Source organism: Flavobacterium arcticum (genome assembly GCF_003344925.1).
Lineage (GTDB): Bacteria > Bacteroidota > Bacteroidia > Flavobacteriales > Flavobacteriaceae > Flavobacterium > Flavobacterium arcticum.
In genome coordinates this window covers 1,588,085-1,609,629 of sequence record NZ_CP031188.1, presented here as the reverse complement: position 1 = coordinate 1,609,629, position 21,545 = coordinate 1,588,085, and the positions used below count along the sequence as shown (strand labels likewise).

16 protein-coding genes are annotated in these 21,545 nt (G+C 36.4%); 11 read left to right on the top strand and 5 right to left on the bottom strand.

Annotated elements, in window-relative coordinates; translation table 11 throughout:
• Window positions 1–109: 109 nt before the first annotated feature.
• The gene (locus DVK85_RS07280) at window positions 110–748 is read right to left on the bottom strand and encodes a 2OG-Fe(II) oxygenase (protein WP_114677816.1); all 639 of its coding nucleotides are present in this window, start codon (window positions 746–748) and stop codon (window positions 110–112) included.
• Between the two features lie 109 nt (window positions 749–857).
• Here DVK85_RS07280 and DVK85_RS07275 point away from each other — a divergent pair, with 109 nt between their 5' ends.
• Window positions 858–1,307, top strand: coding sequence for a 6-pyruvoyl trahydropterin synthase family protein (locus tag DVK85_RS07275; protein ID WP_114677815.1), 450 nt, complete (start codon window positions 858–860; stop codon window positions 1,305–1,307).
• A 66-nt stretch (window positions 1,308–1,373) separates the two neighbouring features.
• On the opposite strand, the gene DVK85_RS07270 is transcribed toward DVK85_RS07275, so the two are convergent.
• Window positions 1,374–7,268: a choice-of-anchor L domain-containing protein gene (locus DVK85_RS07270; protein ID WP_127960569.1), complete on the bottom strand. Its 5,895-nt coding sequence runs from the start codon at window positions 7,266–7,268 to the stop codon at window positions 1,374–1,376.
• A 451-nt stretch (window positions 7,269–7,719) separates the two neighbouring features.
• Here DVK85_RS07270 and DVK85_RS07265 point away from each other — a divergent pair, with 451 nt between their 5' ends.
• Both DVK85_RS07265 and DVK85_RS07260 read left to right on the top strand, forming a co-directional pair.
• The gene (locus tag DVK85_RS07265; RefSeq protein ID WP_114677813.1) at window positions 7,720–8,982 is read left to right on the top strand and encodes a putative DNA modification/repair radical SAM protein; all 1,263 of its coding nucleotides are present in this window, start codon (window positions 7,720–7,722) and stop codon (window positions 8,980–8,982) included.
• Between the two features lie 2 nt (window positions 8,983–8,984).
• The gene (locus DVK85_RS07260; RefSeq protein WP_114677812.1) at window positions 8,985–9,761 is read left to right on the top strand and encodes a TIGR03915 family putative DNA repair protein; all 777 of its coding nucleotides are present in this window, start codon (window positions 8,985–8,987) and stop codon (window positions 9,759–9,761) included.
• Window positions 9,762–9,825: 64 nt separating this feature from the next.
• Here DVK85_RS07260 and DVK85_RS07255 read toward each other — a convergent pair whose 3' ends face one another.
• On the bottom strand, window positions 9,826–11,466 hold the full coding sequence (locus DVK85_RS07255; RefSeq protein WP_114677811.1) for a hypothetical protein: 1,641 nt from the start codon (window positions 11,464–11,466) through the stop codon (window positions 9,826–9,828).
• Between the two features lie 193 nt (window positions 11,467–11,659).
• Between DVK85_RS07255 and DVK85_RS07250 the strand changes: the two genes are divergently transcribed.
• From DVK85_RS07250 to DVK85_RS07240, 3 genes are all read left to right on the top strand, one after another.
• Window positions 11,660–12,517 carry a helix-turn-helix domain-containing protein gene (locus DVK85_RS07250; RefSeq protein ID WP_114677810.1) on the top strand — a complete coding sequence of 286 codons (858 nt, stop codon included), beginning with the start codon at window positions 11,660–11,662 and terminating at the stop codon, window positions 12,515–12,517.
• Window positions 12,518–12,608: 91 nt separating this feature from the next.
• Window positions 12,609–12,995 (top strand): DUF5367 family protein, encoded by a 387-nt coding sequence (locus tag DVK85_RS07245; RefSeq protein WP_114677809.1) that lies wholly within the window; start codon window positions 12,609–12,611, stop codon window positions 12,993–12,995.
• Window positions 12,996–13,033: 38 nt separating this feature from the next.
• Window positions 13,034–13,876: an NmrA family NAD(P)-binding protein gene (locus DVK85_RS07240; RefSeq protein WP_114677808.1), complete on the top strand. Its 843-nt coding sequence runs from the start codon at window positions 13,034–13,036 to the stop codon at window positions 13,874–13,876.
• 45 nt (window positions 13,877–13,921) lie between these two features.
• On the opposite strand, the gene DVK85_RS07235 is transcribed toward DVK85_RS07240, so the two are convergent.
• Entirely contained in the window at window positions 13,922–14,920 is a 999-nt protein-coding gene (locus tag DVK85_RS07235) for a sterol desaturase family protein (RefSeq protein WP_114677807.1), read from the bottom strand.
• A gap of 188 nt (window positions 14,921–15,108) precedes the next feature.
• Here DVK85_RS07235 and mce point away from each other — a divergent pair, with 188 nt between their 5' ends.
• From mce to DVK85_RS07210, 5 genes are all read left to right on the top strand, one after another.
• Window positions 15,109–15,510 (top strand): methylmalonyl-CoA epimerase, encoded by a 402-nt coding sequence (gene mce, locus DVK85_RS07230; protein ID WP_114677806.1) that lies wholly within the window; start codon window positions 15,109–15,111, stop codon window positions 15,508–15,510.
• Between the two features lie 79 nt (window positions 15,511–15,589).
• Window positions 15,590–15,982 carry a 30S ribosome-binding factor RbfA gene (gene rbfA / locus DVK85_RS07225; protein WP_114677805.1) on the top strand — a complete coding sequence of 131 codons (393 nt, stop codon included), beginning with the start codon at window positions 15,590–15,592 and terminating at the stop codon, window positions 15,980–15,982.
• Window positions 15,983–15,991: 9 nt separating this feature from the next.
• Complete coding sequence (locus tag DVK85_RS07220) at window positions 15,992–17,197, top strand: ABC transporter permease (RefSeq protein WP_114677804.1); 1,206 nt, start codon at window positions 15,992–15,994, stop codon at window positions 17,195–17,197.
• Window positions 17,198–17,368: 171 nt separating this feature from the next.
• Window positions 17,369–18,793 carry an MATE family efflux transporter gene (locus tag DVK85_RS07215; RefSeq protein ID WP_114677803.1) on the top strand — a complete coding sequence of 475 codons (1,425 nt, stop codon included), beginning with the start codon at window positions 17,369–17,371 and terminating at the stop codon, window positions 18,791–18,793.
• 404 nt (window positions 18,794–19,197) lie between these two features.
• The gene (locus tag DVK85_RS07210; RefSeq protein ID WP_114677802.1) at window positions 19,198–20,196 is read left to right on the top strand and encodes a CBS domain-containing protein; all 999 of its coding nucleotides are present in this window, start codon (window positions 19,198–19,200) and stop codon (window positions 20,194–20,196) included.
• A gap of 40 nt (window positions 20,197–20,236) precedes the next feature.
• On the opposite strand, the gene dusB is transcribed toward DVK85_RS07210, so the two are convergent.
• A complete protein-coding gene (gene dusB / locus DVK85_RS07205) occupies window positions 20,237–21,223 on the bottom strand; it encodes a tRNA dihydrouridine synthase DusB (protein WP_114678999.1) in 987 nt (328 codons plus the stop codon).
• Window positions 21,224–21,545: the final 322 nt, after the last annotated feature.

Genomic DNA, 21,545 nt, shown 5'->3' with positions numbered 1-21,545 from the left:
TTTTTGTTAAAGAAAAACTAAAACCATTATGTTAAAAGAACGGTAATAACAAAGTTAAGTGCTAATGTTATATTTCTACACCAAAATATCATTAATGCTTTGATATTTATTAAAATACAATCTCAGGTCGCGATTTTAACCATCCTGTAATACTAAGGCGTTCTTGCTGTACTGGTTTTACCTCGTGTTCTAAAACTTGACTTTCAAAAATTACCATACGACCTTGCACAGGATATATATTTAACGCCGTTTCTACACCGTCGTTAGTATGATATAGTGTAAGCTCACCTCCATACTCTGGCAACCAATCTTCATCATTCAAATAACATACGATAGACAATTTACGTTTACTATCATTCTGAAAAGTGTCTAAATGCCTTTTATAAAAAGTACCTGGAGGGTATACTGCATAATGAAACTCCTGATCGGCAATACCCATAAAACAAGTACGATTAAGGTAAGTCGTAAAATCATTAATCTTATCAAAAAACTGACGTTCGGCACTATTATAAATACTTTCATCAAGCCAAAAAATAAAATCGCCTCTAATCGCCTCAACGATTACTTCATTAGCCATATTACCTATAGCCGATTTTTTAAACATGTCCTCATCATATTTTACCAAAAGGCTTTCACGGAGTGCAAGCACTTCGGTAGCCGAAAAAAAATTTTCGACAACACTATATTGCTGTTCCACTAAGTCGGTTATAACCTTTTCATATAGCGGATTAAGCCCTGTTCCATTCATTAGATGTAATTTAAAAAGCGAGCAAAGGTAACCTGAAAAACAATACGCTGTTAATAAATTATTACCGTCGATTTTATTTAGTAAATTTGCAGCCTTAACACCTTTACTTATGAGTAAAATAAGGATTACAAAACAATTTACTTTCGAAACTGGACACGCCTTATATGGCTATGATGGCAAATGTAAAAATGTTCATGGACATAGTTATAAACTATCAGTTACAGTTATAGGCATACCAATAACAGATAATAATCATGTAAAATATGGTATGGTTATAGACTTTGGCGATTTAAAGAAGATAGTAAAAGAAGAAATTGTAGATGTTTTTGATCATGCTACAGTATTTAACCAAAATACACCACATATAGAGTTGGCTAAAGAGCTACAAAAACGTGAGCATCACGTTATACTTGTAGACTACCAACCTACGAGTGAAAATATGGTGATTGATTTTGCTAAGAAAATAAAAAACCGACTACCCGATTCTATAAAGCTACACTCTTTAAAATTACAAGAAACCGAAAGCTCTTTTGCAGAATGGTATCAAAGTGATAATTAGGAGAAGAAGATAATAAAAAACAAACCCCGTTACACAATGTGTAGCGGGGTTTTTGTTTTTATAAGCTCAGGGTAAAACCCTTATCGTTGATTGTTCGTTGTTGTTATCTGCCATAGTTTGGTAGTAGCCTACGCTGTATTGGGCTGGGTCCATTCCATCGAGTATTTCTTCGTCTTTGGTGCTTAGATCGAAGATGGTAACTCCATCGGTGTCGTCTAGTCCTGCATCACATAAAGCATAGTCGGTTGGGATGGCGGCGATAGGGCGTGGATTTACAACAAGATTAAGTGCTACAATAGTATAACATGTAGATACAATATCTGACTGTAATCTTATATATAATATTTGGTTATTGGCTACTATATTAGGGTAAGCACTTAGATTAGTAATAGGTGAGTTATTAAACTCTGCATCTATTAACGTTTCATGTACAGTTACCGAAACATCAGTTTGATTATCTAATGCAGCTTGCATAGAGGGAGCAAGGTTAAATATACCGTGTCCAAGATCGTCTATACCACAAGTTTCAATCGGATCAGGCTGTACAAATGTTGGTGAAGAAACAACTGTCACTTCAAAATCACTCTCGGCTGTACAAACAGGAACTGTATTCGTTTCTGCATAGATGTATATCGTACTTGTAGTTGTTATCACTGTACCTTCGGCAAGCTGTGTACCTGTACCTCCAGGAGCTGTAAAATAATTACCTTCGGCAAGGGCTGGTAATATATAATTTTCGCAAACTGCAAAATCTTCAACTTCAGGAACGTAAACAGAGTTTACTGTTATAATAAAACTACGCTCGTTTGAACAAGTTACAAAAGCATCTCCTGTAGCTTCGTATATATATATTTCTTGTGTTGATGTTATAATATCTCCTGCATTTAGCATTGTTCCTGTTCCGCTAGGACCTGTATAGTAATTACCTACAGTAAGCGGTGGTAACTCATACTGGAAACATACCGATTCGCTTACTGGATTAGCATCTACTATTGGAGTATTAAATATTGTAATTTCAAATTCATTTTCATCATTACAGTTTATCCTTCCTCCCAATTCTGCATATACATAAAGTGTTTGGGTAGCTGTTATAACGTCACCTGCTTCATACAGTAACTGACCTACTGTATCAGGACCTCCTGATAACAGGTAGTAGTCTCCTACTCCAAGTTCTGGAAGTGTATAACTATCACAAACAGATATTGCTCCATTTTCAGGGTTATCGGCTGTTATACTATGTATTCTTATTTCAAAACTATTTTCTGCAGAACAATTTGGTGTTGTGCCTGATTCTGCATAGATATACATCGTCTCGATTGATTCAGTAATTATATCTCCTGCAAAATATTGCTGCTGACCAGGAACATCTGGACCTCCTAATAACGCATAATAATCCCCAACAATAAGCTCATCAAGTACATATTGATCACATCTTTCTACTAAAGAACGTGCATCAGGAATTGGTGTATAGTTAATCTCTACTTCAAAACTATCCTGTGATATACAGTTAGGAGCTGTACCCGTTTCGGCATAAACATAAACTGTTTGTGTGCTTGTTATTAAACTACCTGCTTCTAACAACGTACCCTCACCATCGGGTTGTGTATAATAATTACCTACTACAATTTCAGGAAGTTCATACTCATCACACATCGGCTCTAATACTGGCACAGGAGCTAGCACTGGCGACTGGTTTACTGTTATTGTAAAAAAGTTATTATCGGTACAGTTTGGCGTTGCAACCATTTCTATATACACATATATATCTTGGGTAGATGTTATTACATCGCCTGCAAAAAGTTGGAAACCTGTTCCTGCAGGACCTGTATAATAATTACCTACTGGTAGCTCAGGGAGCACATAGCTATCACACACTGTTGCACTAACAGGTGCCTGAGGATTAATGAATATAGAGAACATATGTTCTGCTTCACAGTTAGGAACGCCTCCTGTTTCGGCATAAATATAAAGATCAGTATCTGCACTTATTACTTGTCCTGCAAAAAGTTGTGTACCCGTACCTCCAGGTCCTGTATAATAATCACCTACTGTCAAAGCAGGTAATGTATAAGTACCACATGAACCTACGTTAGCAGGTGTATCTATAGCCGGAGCAGGCTTAATAGTTACGGTAAAAACTCCCTCATCAGCACATGTAGGTAGTGTGTTTGTTTCTCCATACACATAAACATCCTGATCTGCATCAATAGTATAGCCCACAGCATATTGTACTTGACCAGGTGTATTAGGACCTCCAGACAGCATATAATAATCTCCTATTGCAAGCTGAGGAAGCACATATCCATCACACACTAATTGATCTGCAGGGTCTGGTATATTAAAATCATTAATCGTAATTGTAAAAGCATTATCATCAAAACAACCCGGTATCGATGTATTTTCATAGTACACATGCAAAGTAGTATCTGCAGTAATAATATCTCCGGCATTAAGCATAGTACCTGTTCCGTTTACACCAGTATAATAATCACCATTAGTAAGCGGCGGAAGCTCATAATCAACACAAGAAGTAACATCAGCAGGATCATCTGCTATGGCAGCAGGCGATATTGTAACAGTAAAGCTGTCATTATTTGTACAGTTAGCACCACTAGTAACAGAGGCATATGTATAAACAGTTTGAGTACTTGTTATAGATGAACCAACACTTAAAGAAACTCCTCCACCCGAAGGTGCTGTATAATAACCCCCAAGAGGTAATGCAGGAAGTACATAACTACCACATGCATCAACATCGGCAGGAGCTATAGAGCCGTTTATTATAGTAATATCAAATGTTTTTTCTTTTGCACATCCAAGCGAAGAAATAGAATATATATATATTGTTTGTGGAGAACTAATTATTGTACCAGCAGGCAACATAGTACCCGTTCCATCTGGACCTGTATAATATTGCGCATAAGATGGTAGTGTATTTGGTAATGCATAACTCCCACAAACAAGTTCATCGGGCATGGAAGGCAAAATAGGGTTTGGGTTTATAGTAACCTCAAAACTTTCCTCGGCAGTACATGCAGGTGTAGTATTAGACGCTACGTATACATATATAGTTTGTGTTGATGTAACATTTGCACCAGGCGTTAACTGAACCCCCATACCACCTGACTCTGTATAATAATCTCCTACAGATAAAGGAGGCAATGTATAAGCCCCACATCTTTCTATATCATCTGGAGCAAGCGCATTTACATCTATTATAGTCACATCAAAAGTTCTTTGCCTTGTACAACCGTTTGGCGAAACTGCATAAACATATATTGCTTGGTCAGTAGTTAAAACCGTACCTGCTGGCAATAATGTGCCTGAACCTGAACTGCCTGTATAATAATCAGCATAAGAAGGTAATGTATCTGGCAGAGTATAGCTTGAACATGCCACTACATCTGGAATAAACGATAGTTCAGGACGTGGATTTATAGTGACAAGAAAATCTTCCTGATCATTACATGCTGGGTTAGTAGTACTAACAGCATATATATAAACCGTTTGAGTAGATGTTAACGATGTTGATACTGCCAACATATCGCCTGTACCATTAGGACCTGTATAATAGTTTTGACCTGCTGGTAGAACTGGCAGTACATAATTACCACAACGGGTAACATCTGCCATATCATTTACTTGTATATTATTTATTATAATTTCAAAACTTTCCTCTGAGTTACAATCAGGATTAGCAGGGTCTATACTATATATATATAATGTTTGGCTAGAGCCTATTGTAGTTCCTGCTGCCACTTGTGTACCTGTACCACCTGAGCCTGTATAGTAATTTTGACCCGCAGGTAATGCAGGCAATACATAAGGACTACATTCATTCACATCGGCAGGATCAGTAATAGCTGGAGGGCTGGTAATTGTAACTGTAAAGTTATTATTCTCTGTACACGATGCTGCTGCAGGGATATAAAAATATATTGTTTGTGTAGTTGTAATTACAGTTCCTCCTGCAATTTCTCCGCCTGTACCAGCAGGACCATTATAATATAACTGACCGTCAGGTAACATTGGAAGCGTGTAACTACCACAAGAAGAAACATCATCTGGCGAGGTAGCTGCAGTAATAATTTCAACATCAAAACTTACTTCGCTAGAACAGCTTGTGGTGCCCTGTGTATTTACAGCATATATAAATAGAGTTTGCGATGTCGTTATCTCTGTACCATCTGCAATCATAGTACCTGTACCGTTTGTACCTGTAAAGTAATCCCCTACTGATAGTGCAGGCAACGTATACGTATTACAAGCCTGTACATCTGCAGGAGCTGTTAGTACCGGAAGAGGCACAACAACAACATCAAAAGATGTTAATGTATAACAATCAGAATCAAAATTTCGCTCTACCCTTGCATATATAGTTTGACTAGTACTTGTATAAGCCGAAGGTGTATCTATAGGTGCCGAACCATCTTGAGCGGCAGCCATAGAGGTAAAATATAATATTGTGTTTTCGTTTACTGGTTGCGAGCCTAATATTACTCCGTTTTGTAATGAAAGATCGAATATCGCTTCTCCTGAGCCTTCAGCATCTTCACATGAAATAAAGTTATTAGGCTGAGTAGCTGTAGGTGCTGGTGCTGTTAGTAGCTCAAAAGATTGCACATCATAACAATTACTGTTATGACTTTTAACCCTTACCCATATTGTTTCGTTACTTGGACTAACATAAGTATTACCTAGAGGTGCTATATTGTCTTCTGCATTAGTTTCTGTAGCATGATAAGACACTGTTGTAGCAGGGTTAAGCCCTTGTTTAACCACAGGAGTATTTAATGCTAAATTGTAAGTATAAGTAGCACTACCATCATTACAAGCATAAAGGTCGTTAGGTGTGTTAGCTACAATAAGCGGTGCATATTCTACTATAATATCTTGTGTACTGGTACAAGTAGATCCTATTCTTGTTACGGTAACAGCATATGTTCCTGGCTGATTATCTGTTATAACTGCACCTCCTGGTATACTACCACCATCTCTCGTCCATGCAAATGTATATAAACCTTCATTAGGCTCTAATCCTGTATCGAGTGTAAAAGTATCTCCAACACACAATGCTGTATTATTAGCCAATGTAAGGTCTAAGCCAAATAATTCTTGACCAAGGTTAAAACCTCCTTGCGGAAAAAACACAGCCGAATCATACTCTCCATCAGTATTATCGTCACCACCATCATCTGCAATAACTATTTTTAAATGATAAGTGTCACCCGGTACAAGTGTTGTAGAAGCATTCATTAATACAGTGCGCCCCTCATAGTTAATAGGTGCTGTAGCCCCATCGCCACCTCCATAAAAAGCTCCAAAATATTCTGGATTTACCGAAGGACATGCAGAGTTATTTATATCATCTTTAATAGAGCTTATAGATATAGGCTGAGTTGTAGATGGTATTAAGGCTACGTTTTGTACTGTACCACCTGCTGTAACATTAGTAAGCAACAAAGCAAAACCATCGTTAGACTCACACTGGTATGTACCATACTCTTCTGATGCAAAAATATAATCTATAGAAAAAGTTGTAGTTGCCGGAATAAAATCAAACTCAAGTATCGTGGCATTTTTAGAGTTCATAGTTATTGCAGCATTTATTGCTGCATCTCCTGCCCATGATGGTGCAGAGAAACTAGATGTATTAGTATTTGGTCCCTGAGCCGCTACTGCATTACCAGATGTTAATAAAACACCCTCTGTAAAAGGAAAAGCCGTGTTAGTGTTGCTAAATGTACCTATACCATTACCTTGAGAGTAACCATAATCTGTACCTGTGCTTTTTGTAACATTAGAAACCTGAGCCAAACAAGCATTATTCAATAAAACATCAGTAACAAGCTGCGTGGTTGCAGCAGCATTGTTTGTAGGGTGTGGCGTGACCACAATTCCCTGCGAAAAAACGTTTATTGATACTACCAATAAAGCAAAAAGGAGTAAATTCTTTTTCATAATTTGAGTTATACACCATTTATATATTATTGGAAAGTAGTGTTTTACTACTCCCCCCCGAGCGTTAAAAACTTAATCTACAGTTTTTTAAATAAAGCGCAAATATAAAACTTATACTTCGATATCATAATTTGACACCATTATTAAAAATAACAAAACTATTTAACAAACACTTAAAAAAATAATCACAATTTATCTATTTTTATAACAAAATCCTTGTTTTAATTATCAAATCTCGCAGCGCATACTATTTAATTTTTATATTAAGCACGTAAAATTACCTAGTGAAAACTGGGAACACCTGTTAAATTCGATGATATGCCATATAATATAGATGACATGCATAATAAAACAGCTAAATAACAAAAAACCCTAGTCATATAAATTTACCAAATCATTAAATTATAATTAAATAAGATTATTTTCTTACTTTTGAAGAAAATAATACCACATGTCAGATAGGATAAGAGAAAAACTTACTATACTTGCCGATGCAGCAAAATATGATGTATCGTGTTCAAGCAGCGGCGGCAACCGAAAAAACACCAATAAAGGTATAGGCGACAGCAGTAGTAGTGGTATTTGCCATACCTATACAGAGGATGGCAGGTGTGTATCATTACTCAAAATTTTACTCACTAATCATTGTATATATGACTGTGCTTTTTGCGTATCGCGGAAAAGTAACGATGTAAAGCGCGCTGCCTTTACAGTAGATGAAGTAGTAGAACTTACTATGAGTTTTTATCGTCGTAATTATATAGAAGGACTTTTTTTAAGCTCGGGTATATTTAAAAATGCCGATTTTACTATGGAGAGATTAACGCGCATTGTCAAGAAATTGCGTATCGAAGAAAGGTTTAATGGCTACATACATCTTAAAACTATACCTGGTGCAAGCGAAGAACTCCTTACAGAGGCAGGGCTATATGCCGACAGGATGAGTATTAATCTAGAAATGCCTACTGAGAGCGGGTTAAAATTATTAGCTCCCGATAAATCGCATGATGATGTAAAAAAGCCTTTGGGTTTTATACAAAACACCATAACACAATATAAAGAAGAGAAAAAAACAGGGCTTATAAAAAGCATCCCAAAGTTTGTACCCGCAGGGCAAAGTACCCAAATGGTTATTGGGGCAACCCCCGAGAGCGATATGGAAATTATGTACAGCGCAGCGCAGTACTACAACAACTTTAACCTAAAGCGAGTGTATTACTCTGGGTACATACCTATAAGTTATGATACTAGAATGCCTATAATAGGCAGCCAGCCCCCGTTATTACGCGAAAACAGGCTATACCAAACCGACTGGCTTATGCGTTTTTATGGATTTAACGTACAAGAACTACTAAACCCCAAAAACCCACACTTAGACACTGATATTGACCCAAAGCTAAGCTGGGCGCTGCGTAACATGGAGCATTTCCCTATAGATATTAATACCGCCGATTATAAGATGATTATGCGTATACCAGGTATTGGCGTTCGGTCAGCACAAAAAATAGTACAGGCACGCAAGTTTGGCAAACTACGCAGCCATCAGCTCCAAAAAATAGGTGTTGCCTACAACCGCGCCAAGCATTTTATTCGCTGTGCCGATAGCACTTATCTAATAAATGAGCCTGATGCCCTGCATATAAAGAACATAATACTTGCCGAGAGTACTAGTAAATACCTAAAAACCCCTCAAAATCAATTAAGTCTGTTTTAATTATGGTTACTTATGTTTTTGACGGCTCACTAGAAGGGCTACTTACCGCTATTTTTGAATTTTATGAACAAAAACCACAAGCGGTACAGCTGGTGTGGCAAAAACTGCATCAGCCTACTATGCTGCAAGAAACGGTTACCATAATAAACAATGAAGTAAAAGCAAAGCGGGTATGGAATGGCTTACAAAAAAAGCTATCGCCAGAATGGTTAAAACAGTTTTATGTTGCTTACTTATCAGAACAGCCGCAAACCTTTCAGGATTTATTTGATTTTGCCTGTTATATTTTTGACAACCCAAAAGGTGCCGAAAAAAACTATGGCAACCCCTATGTTATAGCAGTATCTCAAATAGTAAAAAAAGTAGGTAGAGAACGCCATAGAATGAAAGCTTTTATTCGATTCCAAAAAACTGCCGACGGGATGTATTATGCACCCGTAGAACCTGATTTTAATGTGCTACCATTAATTATTCCTTTTTTTAAAAACCGCTATGCCGACCAGCAATGGATTATATATGATGTAAAACGAAAATATGGACTTTACTATGACCTGCACACCGTTACCGAAATTACCTATGATTTTGTATCAGAATTAGACACTAGTAAAGTTAATCTGCCATTAGAACTAACCGATAAAGGCGAGGAACTAGCATCGTTGCTTTGGAAAGATTATTTTAACAGCACTAACATTCCTGCACGCAAAAACATGAAACTACACCTACAGCATGTACCTAAACGTTACTGGAAATATCTAAATGAGAAAGAGGGTAAAAATTAATGCCCAAACCTTACAAAACGGTAAAGCTTGGGTATTAAAATAATAAATCAATTATTCATTCTTTCTATTCAAACTCTAGCCACTCTATAGCCTCTAGTCTATCAGATCGTCTTGGTCTATCGTTACCCTCAATTCCTAAATCTTTATACACCTCTTTTATTGGCTCTTCTAATAGCCCTAATGATTTGGCCTTACTAAGTGTTTCATCAAGCCTTTCTTTCTCTTTTATATTATTGTATGCAAAAGCAGTAGATTGTGCATAGAGCGTAGGGTCTACATTTTCAGGCTCTTCTACCCTTATACGCAGTGCCTGTGGTTCAAAATCGGCAGGATCCATACCTGAAATTTTGGTTTTTAGTGTTTCGATTGTTTTATTAATCTCACTAAAGGTGCTCTGGTTTATATTTTGAGGCACGGGTAGTAATTTAATCAAATCGCTATCACTAATACCTATCCCTGAAATTTCATATTCAACGTTTCCTAAACTCAACTCTGCAATAGCACCAATGCTCGCAAAACTAACATCTGTACCAAACTCGGTATTAGAGATTTTCATTATTACACGAATACCCACACCATAACGCGTTTCTATCACTTTACTTCCCGTGTCGGCGTTATCATTAGTATCCATATAATGTACAATGCGTCTACCTAGTGTATAGGTATTAAACTCTGATGATGCATTTAGCATTGCTCCAATTTTAATCTCAGAAGAGTAATTCGCACTAATTTCAAAATTTTCATCTTCTAGCACTTTTGGCGCTTCTGCCCAGTTTGCAGGAACAGGATGAGGCTTATACTTACTATCTTCGTTAAGGCTATATGTATATGCCGAGTCTATTTCTACCCATGCAGTATCTGTGGCAGTATTCTCTACTTTATTATAGTTACCCGAAATCCATTTAGTAGCATCTTGTCTTTGTGTTACTGATGGGGTTACATAGGCATCTTTAATACCAAAATAGCTGTACATAAATTGAATTACGTTATCATTTATATTCAGCTTTTTTTCTTGATATAGCTTTATAGATTCTGATAGGCTTTTGTGAGATGCAATAGCGCGGGCTGCATAGTAAATTGATTTAGTATTGGACTTATCAGGAACTATTTGAGTATTTTTTATTATTTCTATAGGATATAATGCTGCTTGGGGCATATTACCTATATGCTCTTTAGCCTTCCCGAAAAAATCTTGAATTTTAAGGAAAATATCATTCGTAAAATCACCTTCTTGTTCTGGCAAATACTGTGTAAGTTCGGGTGTTAAAACACCATATACCGATATTTTATAAGACACTCTAGAAAGGTCTAAAGCGCCAGCTGCAGCTACAATACCATAATTAGCATTTATTTTTGTTTCTACATCTTTAACATCTAGCGTTAAGGCAAATCCTATTCCGTACCTTCTTAAAGCTAATACTTCGCCATTACTACCCATTAGTGGTTTATAACGGTTAGACAGCAATGCTGCCATATAGTATGTTTTTAACGATCTTACTTTAGAATTAGAATTTACAAAACCCCCAAAACTAAACTCTGAACTAGCATCAAGGTTTGCTATTTTTTGCTCTACTTTAAACTCTGTCAGTTTATCATCAGTAGCAGCAACTCCTATTTCTAGTTCTGCTGCAATCTCATTAAAAAAATTGCTATTAAAGCCTTTATTTTCTAATCCGGCTATAAATATCGATTCACTTTTTTTCATGTTTTTTAGTTGTTATGATTTAGAACTACTAAGTAAGTGATTTTTAAAATAATATAAATACCTACATACAGGTATTTTTTATTGCTTTACATAAACTTAAAGCAGTTAGCCTATGAAATAAATAATAAAAGTTATGGCAAATACTCTTTAATTACTTTTCACTAAATTCGCTCTGTACCATTACACACTACTAGTGACAAGAGATATAATACATATTAACGATTTTACCATATTGGTAGAAGTCGCCTCTGCCGACAAACCAACGACAGATGCCTGTTGTTTTGAAGAACCTCTTATTGGTGTGGCTTTTTATGGCTCGGGCAATGTAGATTTATCTGTAAAATATAATGGTAAAGAACAGCTATACAGTAATACTAAAGGATTAACACTTGCTTTTTATGCAGATGAAAAAGTAGAATTTGCACACACAGTATCGCCCAGTAAACCTTTGCAATGCATTGTAGTAGCCACTAGCATTAAAAACCTAGATAACTTACCCAATGCAGAGGGCGAAATTTTTTCTAGCTTACTCCACCAGTTAGTACACCCTAAAGACCATTATGTAGAAGGTCCTCGATTTTTTATGACTCCCGAAATGGAAAACATCATACAATCGTTATTCAACATTCAGTATGAAGGCAAAACCAAAATGATGTTTTTTAGAAGCCAAATTACAGCGCTACTCTCTCATTTTTTCGGGCAGCTATCACAACAGGACAATCAGAGCATAAACGAATCTGAACGTGAGAAACTCTATCTTGCTAAAGAAATTTTATTTAAAAACCTTAACAATCCGCCCTCACTATCAGAACTTTCTAAAGAAATAGGGCTAAACACCTTTAAGCTCAAAAAAAACTTTAAAGAACTCTTTGGCACTCCTGTTTTTAAATATTTACAAAACGAACGGCTTACTATAGCCCACCAAATGATTCGTAATGAAGAAGCAACAGTACAAGAAGCCGCTTGGCATGTAGGTTATGATAGCCTTAGCTCTTTCTCTAATGCTTTTGCCAAAAAGTTTGGTTACCGCCCCAGTCAAATAAAAAAATAATCCTTTTCGAATAAATCATACTCCTTTTACGATAAATAGCCCCTATAGCTAGGTGGTAGTTTTGCCATGTAATTATTCAAAAATAAAAAACATGAAAACTATCAGAGCCATCGCATCAGGAATTATCATATGGGTTTTAGGTGTTACCATATTTACGTTATCCTATTACGCTCCTCTATTAAACGATTTAGACCTACAAGCAAACATCATATTATCTATTGCGCTTATACCCATAGTTGGTATAGTCTCAAAATCTTACTTTTCAACATACACAAACACTTCTGGTATTAAAACAGGATTGATTATGCTATTTACAAGCACTGTACTAGACGCCACTCTTACCGTGCCCTTACTCATTATACCAAATGGTGGCACTTATATCGAGTTCTTTATATCTATTGCTTTTTGGCTAATTGTTATTGAGTACCTCTTAATTGTTGTGCTTAGCAAAAGAATATGGAAAACTAAAAAACTATAACAAACACATTTATCATTAATCATTTAAACAGCAAGAAAATGAACACTAACATTTTAGTAATTGGCGGAACTGGAAAAACAGGAAGTAGAGTAGCACAACGACTACAACAATTAGGGCACAACATAAGAATTGGCTCGCGCAGTGCAACACCAGCATTCGACTGGGAAAAACCAGAAACATGGGCAACCGTGATGGAAGGAATAGAAAAAATGTACATTACCTTTCAGCCAGACTTAGCAGTCCCTGGAGCGCTGGAGGCTATAGAGGCATTAACCAAACAAGCACAAAAAAGCAGTGTCAAAAAAATGGTACTACTATCGGGTAAAGGAGAACGAGAAGCCGAGCTTTGCGAACAAGTAGTCATCAATTCGGGTATTGACTATACTATAGTAAGAGCCAGTTGGTTTAATCAAAATTTTAGCGAAAGCTTTTTACTCGAACCACTACAGGCGGGGCTAGTAGCACTACCTCAACCCGATGCTGAAGTACCCTATGTAGACACTAAAGATATTGCCGATGTGGCAGTTGCAGCATTATTACATGATAAACATAATGGCGAAATTTATGAACTTACAGGAACAAGAACCCTAACCTTTAAAGAGGTTGTAACCGAAATTGCCACAGCTACCAAAAGAGATATTACTTTTATATCTGTTACTCTCGAGGCTTACACACAAGTAATGCAACAACAAGAAGTACCTGCCGATGTTATTTGGCTAATAAACTATTTGTTTACCGAAGTATTAGGCGATGAAAGAAACTCAGAAATAACGAATGATATAGAAAAGGTACTGGGTAGAAAACCAAAAGATTTTTCACTATATGTAACAGAAACTGCTGCAACAGGTATATGGAATACTATGCCTAGCATAGAAAATTAAAACAAGTATAAAAACAAACCCCTGTAGTACTACAGGGGTTTGTTTTTATATACCAACAGAGTTATGTTCTGGCTCAGATGTTTTAAATCGAGCTGTACACGACTCTTTAGGCGATTCATTAGCATAATTCAATTGCTTCAGTTCTTTACGCATTTGCTTTACCGTTTTGGTACTCCCATCATGGCTCCAACCAGGCGGACCAAAAATGTACATAAACTTATGCTTCCAGTTTTTCGACTTTTTCATGTCCTGCCAAATATTAGCATACTCATGGGTTAATATCACATAAGGATTATAAGAGTTAGGCGGAGAAGTAACACCATATTCTATATCAATATTTTCGTCATAGTCTTTAAAAGTACCAAACAGTTTATCGAAAGCATTAAGAAACCCACCATGGTTTTTATCCATATACTCTAAGTTTTTAGAGTGGTGTACTTGGTGCATTCTATGCGTATTAAATATTTTTTCTATAAAGCCCAGTTTTGGTACATATACCGAGTGTAGTTGAAACTGCCATAACGACTCTATACCTAAACACACTAAAAGCATTTCGGGAGGAAAACCTATTGCAACAATCCACATATAAAAGAAGGGCTTGTAAAACAAAGTAAACCAGCCGTTGCGCACCGCTGTACCTAAATTAAATTGGTGCGAAGAATGATGTACTATATGTGCTGCCCAAAAAAACCGAACCATGTGGTTTTGTCTATGAAACCAATAGTAGCTAAAATCATCGGCAAGCTGGCATAATAACCATATATACCAAGCATACCCAAAAGACTCCCAACCAAATATATTAGTACGCACACCGTCTACCATTGGGTTAAAAACATCATACACAAAGGTAAAAATAACAATAGCCGTAACCGTTTTTAGCAAAGCCGCAAGCACAGCAGAGCCTAAACCTATACTAACACTAGAGGCAAGGTCTTTCCAATTATAAAGTTTTTTTCGGGTTGTAAGTTTACTGTAACTCAATTCAAGAAGAATTAAGCCTAAAAAACAAGGTACTCCGTACACCAACGGGTTAGTAAAATCCATTAAAAAATATTAAAATTCGTAGCAGTTTTGATAAAACTAAAGGTTTAAAAATAGCTTAACCATTATATTTAAAACATTTATGATAAATTTAACGGTAATAAATTAATAATTCGTTAGTATTTGTTGGCGCTTTTTATACCATACATAGTAAAATCACTATTTTTACACATTGTACACAAAACAACATTATGAGAAAAATAGAACATATAGGCATCGCCGTAAAAGACCTTGAAACATCTAACCAGTTATTTGAAAAACTATTTGGTGCACCAGCTTATAAAATGGAAGAAGTAGCAAGCGAAGGGGTAAAGACCTCTTTCTTTATGAATGGTCCTAACAAGATAGAACTACTAGAAGCCACTAACCCCGATAGCCCTATTGCTAAATTTTTAGAAAAAAAAGGCGAAGGTATACACCATATAGCCTTTGACGTAGAAGATATTATTAGCGAAATAGCCCGACTTAAAAACGAAGGCTTTATAGTACTAAACGAAACACCTAAAAAAGGAGCCGACAATAAAATGGTAGCTTTTTTACACCCAAAAGGCACTAATGGTGTACTAATAGAACTGTGCCAAGAGATAGCATAATTAGTATATTACAGGTCTATAATGCAACTTTACACAAGTAACTGTAAACCTGAAACCATAAATTGAGTACTTTTGTACCATGGAAACAAATAGGCAGAAAAAAATAGGCACACTACTGCAAAAGGATTTAGTAGATATCCTTCAGGGCGAGGTGCGCAAAAACAACATTAGCAACCTCATCATATCTATATCAAAAGTAAACGTTACTAGCGACCTTTCTATAGCAAAGGTATATCTTAGTATTTTCCCTACTAATAAGGCTGATGAACTGTTGGCGGCTATCCGTTCTAACACACCACTTATAAAACACGACCTTTCGCAGCGCGTAAAAATGCAACTACGAAAAGTACCAAACCTTATTTTTTATATCGACGATACACTCGACCAGATAGAAAAAATAGATCACGAGTTAAAAGGTGAAAACAACCCTATTACTAACCCAGAATTGCTAGACAAGCGTAAAAAATTATAGCACCTTAATTTGAGCTTCTCCCTATACATAGCCCGACGATATACTATAAGCAGGAGTAAAAGCTCAGCCGTAAACATTATTACTGGCATTGCAGCACTAGGCATAATAGCCAGTACCGCAGCACTATTTATAATAATGTCGGCATTTAGTGGGCTACGCGAGTTTACAGTATCATTTACCAATGCTACTGATCCTGAACTAAGAGTTATACCCGCATTAGGAAAATCGTTTACGATATCGGGAGAGCAAGAACAGGAACTAAAAAAAATGGGCGAAATAACCCATTACAGCAAAATAGCCGAAGAGCGCGTGCTCTTTTACTATGACGGAAAAGAGCAGGTAGCTTATTTAAAAGGTGTAGATAGTATTTATACTGATGTAAACCCTGTTAAAGAAAAAGTAATTCAGGGTAACTGGCTACAACCCGAAACAAGCCAAGTAGTAGTAGGCTATGGCATTATGTCTAAACTATCTATGGGATTATTCGACTTTAATAATGCACTAGAAGTATATGTCCCTAAACCAGGAAAAGGACTTATTAACTCGCCCGAAGACGGGTTTAAAAAAGCAGCCCTTGTACCTATAGGTTTTTACTCTATAAATGATGATGTAGATAGCCAATATGTGTTTGCCGACCTAGGTTTAGCACAGGAACTACTAAACTTTAAATCCGAACAAATAACGGCTCTGGATATAAAACTTGCTCCTAATACTGATGAAGCAAAGATAAGAGAACAGCTAAACTCCATTTTTAAAGGAAAAATAAACATTAAAAACAGGGCACAGCTAAACGCATCATTATACAAAATGCTGAATATTGAAAACTTAGTTACCTACCTATTTTGCTCACTAGTAGTGGTTATGACATTGTTTTGCCTTGCAGGCGCACTCATAATGCTGATACTAGACAAACGCGAAAACATAAAAACACTCTATAGTTTAGGTACAGCCGTTACTGAGCTTCGTAAGATTTTTTTATATCAGGGTATATTCATTACCACCCTTGGTGTAATTATAGGGCTCGCCATAAGCGTTGGTGTGGTATTGGCACAACAGCACTACAGCCTTATTATGCTAACCAACACCCTCGCCTACCCTATGCAATTTACTTTTATTAACATACTGATAGTCTTAGCCACTATATATACACTGGGCATACTTGCCTCGTGGCTAGCTGCCAACCGTGTTAATGCTAAACTGCTCAAAAATTCATAAGAATTTTATCTCTTTTTTATTTTTTATTTTACATTTGTATCCTAACGCATTAGGAATATGATAGTTTTTGCTGTCCTTGTAAAATAGGACTACCTCTTTTCGCAAATTAAACCAAAGGCAATATCACTTTATTGCCTGCATCACTATTATTTATATTATACACAAAATACAATGACACAAATTGTACAAAGGAAAAATGCGTTTTCCCGATTTTTTATATTACTAAAACAGTCACTTACAGGTGGCAATATCGATTTTACAAAAGGTAGCATTCGCAGAGCCGTATTACTACTCGCTATACCTATGATGCTCGAAATGGCAATGGAATCAGTATTTGCACTGGTCGATCTCTATTTTGTAGGGCATTTAGAAAATAGCAGTTTTGCCGTACAAACCGTAGGACTTACAGAATCTGTACTTACCATAATATACTCTATAGCCATAGGCATGAGTATGGCAGCCACAGCAGTAGTGGCACGCCGTGTGGGCGAAAAAAACCCAGAAGCAGCGGCACGAGCAGGAATGCAGGCAATAGTTGTAGCCGTAGCCATAAACACTGTAATTGCTGTTTTTGGTTTTATTTATGCTACTGATATTCTGCTACTCATGGGTTCATCAGAAGCTTCAGCAATATACGGAACTGATTTTGTTCAAATTATGATGGGTGGTAGCTTTGTTATCATGCTACTTTTCTTGTTCAACGGAATATTTCGTGGTGCAGGTAACGCTGCCATAGCCATGAAAAGCCTTTGGATAGCCAATATATGTAACATTATACTATGTCCTATTTTCATTAACGGGTTTTGGTTTATACCTGCTTACGGACTTACAGGTGCTGCAATGGCAACCACAATAGGGCGAGGTATTGGCGTAAGCTATCAGCTTTACAACCTCTTTAACGGTAAAGGCATGCTCAAGGTTGCAGCCTCTTACTTCATTCCGCATTGGGAACAAATAAAAGCATTAGTAAAAATTGCAGCACCAGGTATAATGCAGTTTGTAATTGCATCATGCAGTTGGATATTTTTGGCACAACTAGTTGCCACTACGGGTGGCGACGAAGGCTCGGCAGGCTACCAGAGTGCTTTGCGTATCATGATGTTTTTCTTACTACCAGCTTGGGGGCTTAGCAATGCTGCTGCTACACTGGTAGGGCAAAACCTAGGTGCGAAACAAGTAGAGCGCGCGGAACGGTCGGTATTTGTTACCGCAAAATATAACGTTATATACATGGCAGCTATTACAGGGATTACCTTTCTTGCTGCCGACCCTATTATGTGGTTTTTTACCAATAATACTCACGTGCATGATATAGCGGTACAGGCTATTAAAATACTAAGTGTCGCTTTTGTGTTTTATGGCGCAGGCATGGTATTAATGAATGCCTTTAATGGTGCTGGCGATACCAAAACACCAACATATATTAACTTTTTCGGGTTTTGGCTTTTCCAGATTCCGTTAGCTTATATACTGGCAAAGGTTTTCGAGCTTGGTCCTGTAGGGGTATTTATAGCCATACCTGTTTCGGAAACAGCTATTACTATAGCGAGTATTATACTTTTCCGTAGAGGTAAATGGAAACAAACTGAAGTGTAATAGATAAAACACCAAACTGTCATTCTGACGAAGGAAAAATCTTAAACTAAAATAGATTCTTCACTCCGCTTAAGCTTCGTTCAGAATGACATTTCTCAAAAAAAGACAGAAATATGCTCTCTGTCTTTTTTTATTGCTTTATATTTAATCATTTGACTGTAAGCTAACTACCACCTCATCAATCCCTATAATCAGAAACCAATGGGTCGACATATATCTTGTCACCTGGAACAGCGTTTTCAATAATTACGAAGTTATAAAAATACACATTGATAGGTATTGTACATCTTGATATTTGAATATAACTTAGCTTGTTCTCAATAATTAATTAAAAATTTAATTGATGAAGAGAAAGAATAGAACTAAATTTTTTACACTCATTTTAATCTCTTCAACTTTAAAATATGCCAAGACCAGAATTTATTGATTTAGTTAATAGAATCAAGAAAGAAAAAAAATCAAGAAAAATGTCAAAACGCGATTTCATCTGGCTTTTTGACTGGTATGAGAAACGTACAAGTGGTAATGTTTGGCGAATAAATGAATTTCTTGAGCAAGAAAAATTAGAAGTTGTTCCAAATTTTCAAAATGGCTGGATTGATCATGAAATTGAAATACGGGAGATTGATAAAGTAAAAATAACCCATGATTGTAAAAGCGAAGACGAATTTGATCCAATTAGCCGATTGAGTATATTACCCGCCGCATCAAAAAACCCAACATCAATTACAAAAGAATCTGATCTTACCAAAGCATATCACCTTATGTGGAAAAATAATTTTTCACAGTTACCTGTGATGAATGACTCAAGAAAAGTATTGGGGATTATTAGTTGGGAATCGATTGCAAAAGGTTTAATAGCTAAAAAAAAATCTAACCAAGTCAAAGATTTCATGACTAATGATTTCAAGGTCTTAAACCATAATACATCACTATTTGAAGCCATAAAAGAAGTCTTTAAATGTGGAGTAATTTTTGTTACTGACATTGATAGTACAATTAAAGGACCTGTAACAACTTTTGATGTTAATGAAGAGTATATTGAGAAAATAGAACCGTATATATTACTTGAGCAAATTGAGAATTTTATAAGACTGTTTTTACACGATAAACTAATACTTAAAGATATAAAAAGTGTTCTAAAAGAAAGGACTGATAATAAAAAAATAGAATCTATAGGTGATTTAACATTTGGTGAATATATACTTGTTCTTGAGAACGATACATTTTGGGACATCCTTAATCTTCCATTTATAAAATCAGATTTTGTAAATGAGTTACATGAAATAAGAAATATTCGAAATAGAGTAATGCACTTTAGTGCCGAGGGTGGTGACGATAAAGATTTAGAACTTTTAAAAACAATGTCAAATTTTTTAAAAGACTATCATAACAACTGCTAATTAAATAAGTAATTCTTTATATTGTATTATATATGAAAAACTATACTGTAGCACTAAACTTTTCCAACACCTCATCCATTACACCATATACATCGGCGGGACTATCAAGTGTTACCATACGTTGGCGATATTCTTTAAAGTGTGGTATACCTTTAAAGTAGTTAGTATAATGCCTGCGCGTTTCTACCACGCCTACGCGCTCACCTTTCCAGTCTATCGACCATGTTAAGTGATTACGTGCTGCTTCTACCCTATCCTCTATCGTTGGAGCAGGCAAACGTTCGCCTGTCTCAAAAAAGTGTTTTATCTCATTGAATATCCAAGGGTAGCCAATGGCAGCACGCCCTATCATGATACCGTCCAGTCCGTATTTATTTTTATATTCTAATGCCTTTTCGGGGCTATCTATATCGCCATTACCAAAAATAGGCATGGTTATACGCGGGTTATTCTTCACTCGGGCAATAGGTTCCCAGTCGGCCTCCCCCTTATACATTTGCGCACGAGTACGCCCATGTATAGTAAGCGCCTTAACACCTACATCTTGCAGTCTTTCGGCTACCTCATCTATGTTAATAGAATCGTCATCCCACCCCAGTCGGGTTTTTACCGTTACAGGAAGGTGAGTACTGTTTACAACAGCTTTGGTAAGGCGCACCATAAGATCGATATCTTTTAGCACTCCAGCACCTGCACCTTTGCAAACTACTTTTTTTACAGGGCAGCCAAAGTTGATATCTACAATATCAGGATTTACAGTTTCGACAATTTTTGCCGACATAGCCATTGCCTCTTCATCGCCACCAAATATCTGTATACCTACAGGACGTTCATAATCAAAAATATCGAGCTTTTGCCTGCTTTTCATTGCATCTCTAATCAACCCTTCCGACGAAATGAACTCGCTGTACATAAGGTCGGCACCATGTAGCTTGCATAATCTCCTAAATGGCGGATCGCTCACATCTTCCATTGGTGCAAGTAGTAACGGAAAATCGGGCAACTCTATATTTCCTATCTTAATCATCTCTTTCATTTTGTGCAAAATTACAATAATTTACAATAGTGTGTTTAGCATTACGACACAGCTATGCTATTATCCTAAAAACTAAGTGTAAAGAGAATATTATAAGACTCTTTTAGCCGCATACTATTAAAATAATTTTTATTTATCCATTTACTAAACAATCAATTTGTCAAAATTTTAGCATAAAGACAAAAAAAACAACTGCATCATTAACTATGATACATCAATATTTACAGTATAAAAGTCATTTTAACAACAAGTTTCAAGCGGTTAAAAAACAGTTAATCTATGGTTAAGAAATTAAGTATTAGCAGTACTTTTG

Excerpts from the sequence above, each read along its gene's own strand:
- DVK85_RS07280 (WP_114677816.1), bottom strand. The coding sequence starts at position 748 with ATGAATGGAACAGGGCTTAATCCGCTATATGAAAAGGTTATAACCGAC.
- DVK85_RS07275 (WP_114677815.1), top strand. The coding sequence starts at position 858 with ATGAGTAAAATAAGGATTACAAAACAATTTACTTTCGAAACTGGACAC.
- DVK85_RS07270 (WP_127960569.1), bottom strand. The coding sequence starts at position 7,268 with ATGAAAAAGAATTTACTCCTTTTTGCTTTATTGGTAGTATCAATAAAC.
- DVK85_RS07265 (WP_114677813.1), top strand. The coding sequence starts at position 7,720 with ATGTCAGATAGGATAAGAGAAAAACTTACTATACTTGCCGATGCAGCA.
- DVK85_RS07260 (WP_114677812.1), top strand. The coding sequence starts at position 8,985 with ATGGTTACTTATGTTTTTGACGGCTCACTAGAAGGGCTACTTACCGCT.
- DVK85_RS07255 (WP_114677811.1), bottom strand. The coding sequence starts at position 11,466 with ATGAAAAAAAGTGAATCGATATTTATAGCCGGATTAGAAAATAAAGGC.
- DVK85_RS07245 (WP_114677809.1), top strand. The coding sequence starts at position 12,609 with ATGAAAACTATCAGAGCCATCGCATCAGGAATTATCATATGGGTTTTA.
- DVK85_RS07240 (WP_114677808.1), top strand. The coding sequence starts at position 13,034 with ATGAACACTAACATTTTAGTAATTGGCGGAACTGGAAAAACAGGAAGT.
- DVK85_RS07235 (WP_114677807.1), bottom strand. The coding sequence starts at position 14,920 with ATGGATTTTACTAACCCGTTGGTGTACGGAGTACCTTGTTTTTTAGGC.
- mce (WP_114677806.1), top strand. The coding sequence starts at position 15,109 with ATGAGAAAAATAGAACATATAGGCATCGCCGTAAAAGACCTTGAAACA.
- rbfA (WP_114677805.1), top strand. The coding sequence starts at position 15,590 with ATGGAAACAAATAGGCAGAAAAAAATAGGCACACTACTGCAAAAGGAT.
- DVK85_RS07215 (WP_114677803.1), top strand. The coding sequence starts at position 17,369 with ATGACACAAATTGTACAAAGGAAAAATGCGTTTTCCCGATTTTTTATA.
- DVK85_RS07210 (WP_114677802.1), top strand. The coding sequence starts at position 19,198 with ATGCCAAGACCAGAATTTATTGATTTAGTTAATAGAATCAAGAAAGAA.
- dusB (WP_114678999.1), bottom strand. The coding sequence starts at position 21,223 with ATGATTAAGATAGGAAATATAGAGTTGCCCGATTTTCCGTTACTACTT.